This window comes from Deinococcota bacterium, from assembly GCA_030858465.1.
Taxonomy (GTDB): domain Bacteria; phylum Deinococcota; class Deinococci; order Deinococcales; family Trueperaceae; genus JALZLY01.
The window spans coordinates 1-10,111 of sequence record JALZLY010000033.1 but is presented as its reverse complement, the minus strand read 5'-3'; the positions used below and the strand labels follow the sequence as shown (position 1 = coordinate 10,111).

The following is a 10,111-nucleotide window of genomic DNA, read 5'->3' as shown; positions in this document are numbered from 1 at the left end:
TTACCACGGTACTGTTGTAGCACCACGACGATCAATGTGGGCGGGGTAGGCGTCCATCTTTTCACTTGAGGAGCAAAAGATAGCCAGGAAGCTGTTCTTCCTGGCTACCGTCCCTATGTCTTCTGTTTCGCGCCTACGGCGTTACTCCAATGGTGTACGTGACGGTCCTGGTGTAGGTACCGGGCGCTACAGTTAGCGCCGATGTAGCCGAGTAGGTCAAGCGGCCACCAGTGAGTTTTGCGCTCGAGATGCCTGTGATGAGTGGCGCTGTCGTGGTGGCAAGAGGAACACCTGTTACAACATAAGCAGGCGGAGTAGCTCCGGTAAAGGTTCCATCCCCTTGAGCAGCTGTCACAGACACTACCAGTCCATCAGGGTAAGCAGAATCAATTCTAACGGTAATGAGTCTGAGGAGGCCGTTTGTCTCGAAACCCAAAGTGTTGGCGACACTCGTACCAGTGCCAACCTCAGCAAGTGTGATAGCTGTAGGATTACCTCCTGCGCTCACTGTGTCAACTGGTTGGATGATAACAGTAAGGTCATGGGAGGCAGTCTGTGCCATGCCTGCGCCTGCCAAAGCCATCATCCCCACCGTTGCCACTAAACCTGCGAAACGAAAACCGAACTTCTTCATAACCCACCTGATTCTCTCTGTGCACCGAAGTGCCTTGATTTTTTTGGGAGCTTAAGTTCGGCCGAAGCCTTGCTGTGCTTTTTTTGCTAGCGCATCACCCGGTTCAACCCGTTGTCGCTAACTCCACCCGCTTTAAGCGCCCAAGCCACAGAGCAGGTTTCCTTCTGCGGGCGGCATCTCCTGATGCCCTTCGGTCTCCCAAGTCTGGCTTCCGCCGCCCTCCGCACCTCCACCGGCCTTGGCTGGTTTCGTTTGCTCGTTAAAGATATAGCGAACACATGAACCGAATATGAAGTTTCGTTTGCCGGTAGCTGTTTTTCCCAGTGACCGGACTCCTTCTATGCCGGGGTAGGGCGGTGAAGCCGCGGTGTCGCTCGGCTCGAGCCGTCCCAGCGGCATTGTCCGCACAACTCGAGCTTCTGCTTTTTTTGCCTTCAGGAGGGGCCAAGCGGGTGCGCTGGCGCGTTTCGTCGTGACTACTGCATAGGGGCAAATTAGGCGTGCTAAGCTCTCAGTAGGATATCCCCATAACACCTGGGGGCCTCTCTCAACTCTCAACTATGGACAAATGGTCAACCTAGAACCTCAGCGCCTTGCGGCCCTAAAGCGTTACGGCATTCTCGACACGCCGCCCGAGTATGTCTTCGACCGGATCACCCACATGGTGGCGCGGCTCTTCGAAGTGCCCATCGCGCTGATCAGCCTGGTGGCCGAAGACCGCCTGTGGTTCAAGTCCTGCTACGGGCTCGATGTCCGTGAAGCCGACCGCGAGTTGTCGTTTTGCGTCTCCGCCATCAGCTCGGACGAGGTGACGGTGGTCGCCGACGCGCTGCAAGACCCGCGCTTTTCGCACAATTCGCTGGTGGCCGGCGAGCTCGGCATCCGCTTCTACGCGGGTGCGCCGCTCACGGCGCCGGACGGCTTCAAGCTGGGGACGCTGTGCATTTTGGATACCACGCCGCGCCAACCCCTGAGCGCGGAGCAAAGGGCTCTGCTTGCGGACTTGGCCGCACTCGCCGTCGGCCAGTTCGAGTTGCGCTGGGCGGCTCACAGCCTCCGCGAAGAAGCCGCGGCGCGTGAAGAGGCCGTCACGGAACGCGAGCGCACCCTCTCGCTCTTGCGCGCGACCTTCGACTCGATCGCCGAGGGCGTGCTCAGCGTCGATCTGGAGGGCAAGATCAACAGCTACAACCAGGCCTTCGTGGCGATGTGGCGGGTTCCAGAGGAGGTCATCGCCTCTGGCGACGACGGCGCCCTGGTCGAAAATTCCCAGAGACAGCTCAAAGACCCCGAAAGCTTTCTCGAGAGGGTGAGAGCACTCTATGGCCATCTCGAAACCGAGAGCCACGACGTGCTCGAGCTCAAAGACGGCAGGATCATCGAGCGCACGTCGCTGCCGGAGCGCCTGGCGGGCAAGGTCATCGGCCGGATCTGGACCTTTCGCGACGTCACCGAGCGGGAAAGGGCGGGGGCGGCGCTGGCCGAAAGCGAGGAGAAGTTCCGCCAGTTGGCGGAGAACATCGACGACGTCTTCTGGCTGACCGATCCTCAGAAAAGCCTGATGAGTTATGTCAGCCCGGCCTACGAGGCGTTATGGGGACGGACGCGAGAAAGCCTTTATGAAAGGCCGACCTCCTTTCTCGAGGCCATCCACGCCGACGACCAGGGGCGTGTGCTGGCTGCGCTCGAGAAGCAGCCTCGAGGCGAATACGAGGAGGAGTACCGCGTGGTGCGGCCCGACGGCTCGGTTCGCTGGGTGAGCGACCGCGCTTTTCCAATCAGGAATGAAGCCGGCGAGGTTTACCGGATAGCGGGGATCGCTGAGGACATCACCGCTCAAAGGGTAATGGAAGAGGCTTTGAGAGAGGCCAACGACGCGCTGAGGGCGGCCAATGACGCCCTGGAAGGGCGCGTCGAGGAGCGCACCGCCGAGCTGGAAAGGACGAACCGGCAGCTCGCCTACGACGCCTTCCACGATTCGCTGACCGGCCTCGCCAACCGCGCTCTGGCCATGGACCGCATCGACCAGGCCATCGAGAAGGAAAAGCGGGACGCCAGGTGCGCCTTTGCCGTGCTCTTCTTGGATCTCGACCGCCTGAAGGTCGTCAACGACAGCTTGGGACATATGATCGGTGACGCGCTCTTGATCGCCGTGGCCCGGCGCCTCGAGGCCTTCATGCATCCCGCGGACACGCTGGCGCGCTTTGGCGGCGACGAGTTCATCGTCCTGCTCGAGGGTATCAGCAGTATCGAGGACGCCGTTCACCTGGCCCAGCGGCTTCAGGGTAAGCTCCAGCAGTCTTTCGAGCTGGACGGTCACAAGCTCCATATCTCCTTGAGCATCGGCATCGTCTCTTCCAAAGTCGGCTATGACCGGGCCCAGGATGCCTTGCGCGACGCCACTATCGCCATGTATCACGCCAAGGCTCAGGGAAAAGCCCGCTATCAGGTTTTCCGCAAGGAGATGAGAGACCGCGCCGTAGCGGTGCTGCCGCTCGAGACCGGCCTCAGGACCGCGCTCGAGCGTCAGGAGTTGCAGCTTTACTACCAGCCCATCGTCTCGCTCGAAAGCGGCGCGGTTGGCGGTTTCGAGGCGCTGGTGCGCTGGCATCATCCCCAGCACGGGCTCATCGCGCTGGCCGAGTTCATTCCCCTGGCCGAAGAAACCGGGCTGATCGTCGACATAGGCCGCTGGGTCATGCGCGAAGCCTGCCGGCAGTTGAGCGTCTGGCGGGCGCAGTATCCGTCGCTCACGGTGAGCGTTAACATCGCTGCCCAACAGGTGACGCGGACCGATCTGGTCGGCGAGGTAGAGGCTACGCTCCGCGACACCGGCCTGGAGCCCGCGGCCGTGCAGTTGGAAATCACCGAAACCGCGCTCATGAACAGCGCCGAGTTCCTGCGGACCTTCCAGGGCCTGCGCACTGTGGGCGTCCGGCTTGCCGTCGACGACTTCGGCACCGGCTATTCCTCGCTCAGCTATCTGCAGAACTTTCCCATCCAGGCCCTCAAGATCGACCGTTCCTTTGTCAGCGGCATGACCGGGAGTTACCAGAGCGCGGAACTGGTCCGGGTCATCGTCGCCCTGGCGCAGAGTCTGGACATGGCGGTGGTGGCCGAGGGGGTGGAGACGTCGGAGCAGGCCGCCCGGCTCAGGGCGCTGGGCTGCGGCTACGCTCAGGGCTACCTCTTCTCGAAGCCTCTAGCCGCCAAGACCGCGACCAGCTTGTTGAAGCGAAAGAAAACCGAGCATGCCTGACAGAGGCTCGTTTCGGGGCGTCCAAAGGTAGGCCGATGCGCTTAGCGGCCCGATGGCGTGAAACAGCGGGAACTTGTCGGGCTAGTGGTCTGTCAAGGCAAAAATGATGGGTTGTCCCTGCGGGGTGCTGCGCGAACATTGCGAGCGAAGCGAAGCAATCTCTTGAGAAGCGAGGCGCAAGATTGCCGCGTTGCTTCGCACGACTTCGCCCCTTCGGGAAGCTGCGCGAATCCTGCGGAGTGCTTCGCGAAACCCGCTCCGCTCCTCGCAATGACCCATCAAAAGAAGGCTGACAGACCACTAGTGGCCCTACACTGCGGCCCGGTCCAGCCAAACGTTTTCGGGGCTCGAGTGCTCCAGGCGGTATGTTGCCCCACGCCCCGAGGAGGCGCTCGAGTCCCCTTCATCCGCGTCGGCACCTGTTCACTGAGACCTTCACGAGCACCATCACTGCCGCTCGAGCGCTTGCCGAGGTGCTTATCGTCCTGGCCGGCCAAACAGCCTGCTTGACAAGATGGCTACGGGCCGCGCGGCCGTTCCCTAAAAAATATCCCGTCCAGGACGCCTTTTCTGAAGGGCAATTTTGCCGCTTCGAACAAACCCCAAATGGTATGATGCCTCCTCAGCGGGGCCGGTTGCGAGAAGTGCCGGACGAAATAGGAAGCTTTACGCAGCCAAGGGGGCCGCCAAGGGCTAGTCTGTATAGTACCCGCACGAGTACGGCCTCCAGGCCGGGTCTGGTGACCCTCGACTCTAGCGGGGGGCCTAGTGGCCCTACACTGTAGTACCCGCACTTGCAGCCGCACTAGCGGCGGGTCTTACCCGCTCCGCAGGGCACTTAGTGACCCCAAGCACTCCGCAGGGCACTTAGTGACCCCAAGCACTAGCGGGGGGCCTAGTGGCCCTACACTGGGACTAGCCCGGTCCGCATCCGTCTACGCATCCGCAGGGGGCAACGTGACCAGCCACGCGTCCGGTGACGCCAAAGAACGCATCCGCTCACGCCTCGACGTCGCCGAGGTGGTGGGCGAGGTGGTGGCGTTAAAGCCCGCCGGGCGCGGCCGGCTCAAGGGTCTCTGCCCCTTCCACAGCGAGAAGACACCGTCCTTTCACGTCCACCAGGACAAGGGCTTTTTCTACTGCTTTGGCTGCCAGACCAAAGGCGACATCTTCGACTTCGTGATGAAGACGCAGAGCGTGGACTTCGCCCAGGCCCTGCAGATCCTGGGCGCCAAGGCGGGCGTCGAGGTGATGCCGGCGGCGCCCCGGGACTGGCGCAGACGCGACCTCTACGAGGTGAACAGGCTGGCGCTCGAGTTCTTCCGCGCGCAGCTCGAGAACGGCCCGGCCTTGACTTATCTCGTGGGACGCAAGCTGACACCTTTGAGTATCGAAGCCTTTGAGCTCGGCTACGCGCCCGAGTCCTGGGACGGCCTCTTAAAGGCCGCCTTGACCAAGGGCGTGCCGGAGGCGGATCTCTTGGAGGCCGGCCTCATCGCCGAGTCCGAGTCGGGCCGGCGCTACGACCGTTTCAGGGGCCGGGTGATGTTTCCGATCAAGGACCCGCTAGGCCGGGTGGTGGGTTTTTCGGGGCGGGTCCTGGACAGCAGCCTGCCCAAGTACGTCAACACCCCCGAGACGGCCATCTTCGACAAGAGCCAGATCCTCTACGGCCTCGACAGAGCGCGCGCCGCCATCCGCGCCTCGGGCGAGTGCATCGTCGTCGAGGGCTACATGGACGTGATCGCGCTGCACCAGACCGGTTTCGAGAACGCGGTGGCCGCGCTCGGCGCGACCCTGACCGCCGAGCAGGCGGGCCAGCTCTCACGCCTCGACGTGCAGAAGCTCTTCCTCGCCTTTGACGCCGACGAGGCCGGCCAGCGCGCCGTCCTCTCGGGCCTCGAGCAGTCGGTGGGGCGGCAGTTCCTGGTCCGGGCGGTTAAGGTGCCCCACGGCAAGGACCCGGCCGACGCCGTCCTGGAGGGGCATGCCCAAGACTTCCGGCGCGCCCTGGGCGGCGGCCTCTCCGAGATCGAGTTCCGCTTCGCCGCGGTGGTGGGCAAGCACGACAAGACCTCCTTGGAGGGCAAGAAGGCCATCTTGGAGGAGCTCCTGCCCTCGCTCAGGCCCCGTGACGTTTTCGACCCGGTGGCCGCCGAACTGCGCCGCCTGGTCATCGACCATTTGAAGATCGACGGCCAGCGCTTGGGCGAGTGGGTAAACAGCAAGCGCGGCCGCCGCCTTAACGAGATGCAAGTCAAGGGCATGGCCAAGGCGAGCTTCAACCCGTCCAGGGTGGTTTTGCTCGAGCTCGAGATCATCGCCTTTTTGCTGTTCGAGCCGGGCAGGCTCTTCGAGCGCCTGGTGATGGTGGCGACCTCCTTGCCGCCGCTGACCGAGGACTCGGTTCTGCGCGAGTTCCAGACGATCTGCGAGAGCTGCGACTACGATGACCGGCAGATCCTCCTCAAGTACCGCGAGCGCGAGGAGGGCGGCGTCCTCTACGAGCGTCTCTTCTCGCAGAGCGGCGACGACGAGGACAACACCTTCGACGTCGAGACCAACCTGCGCAAGTCGCTCGCCCGGCTGCGCGAGCTCTATCTCGACGGCGAAAAGGAAAACCAGCGCGGGCGCCTGCTCGAGCGCATGCAGGAGGTGAGCCAGTACCTGACCGATCCCGGCCTCTCGCCGCAGCAGCTCCAGCACTACTACGGCGAGCTCAAGGAGATCAACGCCATGCTGAGCGCCCGCGACGCCGAGCGGCGCATGCGCAGGGCACCCTCCTTGCGAAACGGCAAGAGGCCCTAAACGACGAGCTTTCAGCAGGATGAAGCTCCATGCGCCTATTCTCATTCTTCTCATTTTCCTTTACCCTAGCCGCACACCAACTATCTCACGAGTGACCTCTCGCTTTCAAAAGGGAGCCATCGAGAAGAGGAGGAGCGGACCACTTCGGTCTTGGGAAACGTCGCTTCGGATCAGTCTCAAGGAGACAGCTTTCATGAAAACATACGTCTTTCTCCGAGACCTCTTCAGTACTCCGACACCCAACTTCACTGGCTGTTATTCCAATAATCGCTGTGCCTACCAGGAAAATCCAAGTGAAGACAGGCCCTTTTCTTACGCTGGCACAAGTGCCGCAGCTCCGCAAATAGCAGGTATCGCCGCGTTGATGAAGCAAGTTGATCCAACGGTCACTACCGCTCGGGCACGGCAAATATTGGTTAACACAGGACGACGTGATTCCAGTCATGCCCATGTCAACGTTAGAGCAGACGCGGCAGCGGCATTAAGAAACCTGGGGGCTAAATAAAATTATGATATCACTGCTCCCTGTCAAATCCTTCCGCAAGGGACCGGTATCTTAGCCAGGTACGAGTTGTATGACGCCGACGGTAACGTCGTCGAGGAGGACTCGAGACCCCTCGACATCGCATCATGCTCTTAATGATCAATGTCCCCATTCATGCCTACCGGTGAACAATAAGAGTAAAAAGCTCGAGCCGAAGAGCCCTCGAGCTCGAGGTTCGGCCCTTTGGCGGCTACACCGCATCGGCCTGCTCGGTCATGTCACCGGCAGCGACACGTGGGCGAGCTTGTCGTTTTATTGTTTAGCTGTGCCTAATTCTCGATTCGGTTTGACGGCATGGGAACAGCATAGGAGGTGTCGGCATGGTCAAGCGACCTCTGACCAGCGCGGTGGAGGATTACCTCAAGACCATCTACGAGCTTGGCGCCCGCGAGGTCAAGACGCAGGCCTTGGCTGACGCGCTCGAGGTCAGCCCAGCGAGCGTCACCGGCATGCTTCAGAAGTTGGCCTCGCTCAAGCTGGTGGCGTATGAAAAGTATAAGGGCGTCAGCCTCAGCCCGGCGGGCCAGCGGATCGCCCTGGAGACCCTGCGCCACCACCGCCTCATCGAAACCTACCTGGCGCAGGCGCTCGGTTACGCCTGGCACGAGGTTCACGACGAGGCGGAGAGGCTCGAGCACCACATCAGCGAAGACTTCGAAGACCGCATCGCCGAACTGTTGGGAGACCCCACCTACGACCCGCACGGCGACCCCATCCCGAGGCGCGACGGCAGCCTGCCCGAGGACCTGGGACAGCCGCTCGCCGAGATCGCGCTTGGGCAAACGGTCACGATCACCCGCATCACCAACCAGCAGCGCGAGGTGCTTCGTTACCTCGCCGAGCACAAGCTGGTGCTGGGCGAAACGGTGACCTTGCGCGCCCGCGCTCCCTTCGGCGGTCCCCTTACGCTCGAGCAGGACGGCAGCCGGATCGCCATCGCCCATGAACTCGCGCACGCCATTCACGTCGCGCCCATGGCCGATGCCACGGTTGACAGCCGAAGAGCTTCGCTGTAGAGTGTTTTGGATTACCTAAAATATTCTTTAGGTTAATCGAACTCGAAAGGAGCATGGATGAAGCACTTCGCGTTGACAATGGGTTTCGTCGCCGGCCTCGCGCTCACCGGCTCGAGCTTTTCTGAAAGCCAGGCTCTCGACGCCGTGGCGACGACCGGCATGGTCGCCGACGTTGTCGCCAAGGTCGGCGGCGACTGTGCGAACGTGACCATGCTGATGGGTCCCGGCATCGATCCTCACCTCTACCGGGCCAGCGCCGGCGACGTAGAAACCTTGAGCCGGGCGGACATCATCTTCTACAACGGTCTCAACCTCGAGGGGCAGCTTGGCGAGGTCTTGAGCCGCCTGGGCCAGCGCGTGCCGACCGTGGCGGTGGCCGAGGGGGCGGTGGCCGAGGGGGCGGTGGCCGAGGAGCACTTGCTCGAGGGCGAGGACGCCTTCGAGGGCCAGCCCGACCCTCACCTGTGGATGGACGCCAGCCTCTGGGCGAGGACGGCCGAGGTGGTGGCGGCTGCCTTGGGTGAGCAGCGGCCCGAGTGCGCGGACGATATGACGGCTCGAGCCGAAAGCTACCGGGCGCAGCTCATGGCCCTGCATGACTGGGTCGCCGAGAGCATCGCCTCGATCCCCGAGGCGCAGCGCGTGCTGGTCACCGCCCACGACGCCTTTACCTACTTTTCTCAGGCTTACGATATCGAGGTGGCGGCCATCGAGGGCATCAGCACCGAAGCGGAAGCCAGCCTGGCCGACATCCGCGAGGCCGCGGACACCGTGGTCGAGACCGGGGTGCCGGCCATCTTCGTCGAGACCACCATCAACCCCCGCACCATCGAAGCCGTGCAGGCCGCCGCGCGCGACCGCGGCGCCGAGGTGGTTATCGGCGGCGAGCTCTTCGGCGACGCCATGGGCGAAGAGGGCAGCGCCGAAGGCAGTTATATCGGCATGATCCGCAGCAACACCGTCACCATCGTGGGAGCGCTGGGCGGTGAGGTCGCCGCCTGGCCGGAAGCACTGGCGGACTGGGCGGAAAGCTGGGACATGCCCTGACACTCCAGACATGCCTCCTGTTTTTTACCTCTTCGAGGGGCGCGTGGCTTAGGTCCCCACGCGCCCACACCCATGAACCCCGTACCCATGAACCCCGTACCCATGAACCCCGTACCCATAAAAATGAGGCCTCATGACTGCCGACATGCACGAACCCAAACTCGCCTTGCACATCGAAGACTTGACGGTCTCCTACGACAGCAAGCCGGTGCTCTGGGACATCGACCTCAACGTGCCGCCGGGCGTGTTGGCGGCCATCGTCGGACCGAACGGCGCCGGCAAGAGCACGATGATCAAGACCGCTCTGGGTCTGGTCAGGCCCGCCGCGGGTCACGTCTACATTTATGGCAAGCCGTACCGCGAGAGGCGCAAAATCGTGGGCTACGTCCCGCAGCGAAGCAGCGTCGATTGGGACTTTCCCACCACCGCCCTGGACGTGGTGACGATGGGCCTCTACGGCAGCCTCGGCTGGCTGCGCCGGCCCGGCCGCAAGGAGCGCGACCTGGCGGTGAGGGCCCTGACGCAAGTCGGCATGGAGAGCTACGCCGCGCGGCAGATCAGCCAGCTCTCCGGCGGGCAGCAGCAGCGCGTCTTCCTGGCGCGGGCGCTCGTTCAAGACGCCGAGATCTACTTCATGGACGAGCCCTTGGCGGGTGTTGACGCCACCACCGAACGGGCTATCATCGACCTGCTCAAAGCGCTGCGCGACCGGGGCAAGACCGTGATCGTCGTGCATCATGACCTGCAAACGGTCTCGAGCTACTTCGATTGGATGGCGCTCCTAAACGTGCGCATTGTTGCTC

6 protein-coding genes are annotated in these 10,111 nt (G+C 62.6%); all 6 read left to right on the top strand.

Features of this window, described 5'->3' with window-relative positions; all coding sequences use genetic code 11:
• Positions 1 to 1,202 precede the first annotated feature (1,202 nt).
• Positions 1,203 to 3,893, top strand: a complete 2,691-nt coding sequence (locus M3498_02000; protein MDQ3458070.1) for an EAL domain-containing protein — start codon at positions 1,203 to 1,205, stop codon at positions 3,891 to 3,893.
• A gap of 957 nt (positions 3,894 to 4,850) precedes the next feature.
• Positions 4,851 to 6,701: a DNA primase gene (gene dnaG / locus M3498_01995; protein ID MDQ3458069.1), complete on the top strand. Its 1,851-nt coding sequence runs from the start codon at positions 4,851 to 4,853 to the stop codon at positions 6,699 to 6,701.
• A 193-nt stretch (positions 6,702 to 6,894) separates the two neighbouring features.
• Positions 6,895 to 7,206 carry a S8 family serine peptidase gene (locus M3498_01990; protein ID MDQ3458068.1) on the top strand — a complete coding sequence of 104 codons (312 nt, stop codon included), beginning with the start codon at positions 6,895 to 6,897 and terminating at the stop codon, positions 7,204 to 7,206.
• 359 nt (positions 7,207 to 7,565) lie between these two features.
• The gene (locus M3498_01985) at positions 7,566 to 8,261 is read left to right on the top strand and encodes a metal-dependent transcriptional regulator (protein ID MDQ3458067.1); all 696 of its coding nucleotides are present in this window, start codon (positions 7,566 to 7,568) and stop codon (positions 8,259 to 8,261) included.
• Positions 8,262 to 8,318: 57 nt separating this feature from the next.
• Positions 8,319 to 9,308: a zinc ABC transporter substrate-binding protein gene (locus tag M3498_01980; GenBank protein MDQ3458066.1), complete on the top strand. Its 990-nt coding sequence runs from the start codon at positions 8,319 to 8,321 to the stop codon at positions 9,306 to 9,308.
• 133 nt (positions 9,309 to 9,441) lie between these two features.
• The coding region (locus tag M3498_01975) for an ABC transporter ATP-binding protein (GenBank protein MDQ3458065.1) at positions 9,442 to 10,111 on the top strand (670 nt) is incomplete at its 3' end.

Excerpts from the sequence above, each read along its gene's own strand:
- M3498_02000 (MDQ3458070.1), top strand. The coding sequence starts at position 1,203 with ATGGTCAACCTAGAACCTCAGCGCCTTGCGGCCCTAAAGCGTTACGGC.
- M3498_01990 (MDQ3458068.1), top strand. The coding sequence starts at position 6,895 with ATGAAAACATACGTCTTTCTCCGAGACCTCTTCAGTACTCCGACACCC.
- M3498_01985 (MDQ3458067.1), top strand. The coding sequence starts at position 7,566 with ATGGTCAAGCGACCTCTGACCAGCGCGGTGGAGGATTACCTCAAGACC.
- M3498_01980 (MDQ3458066.1), top strand. The coding sequence starts at position 8,319 with ATGAAGCACTTCGCGTTGACAATGGGTTTCGTCGCCGGCCTCGCGCTC.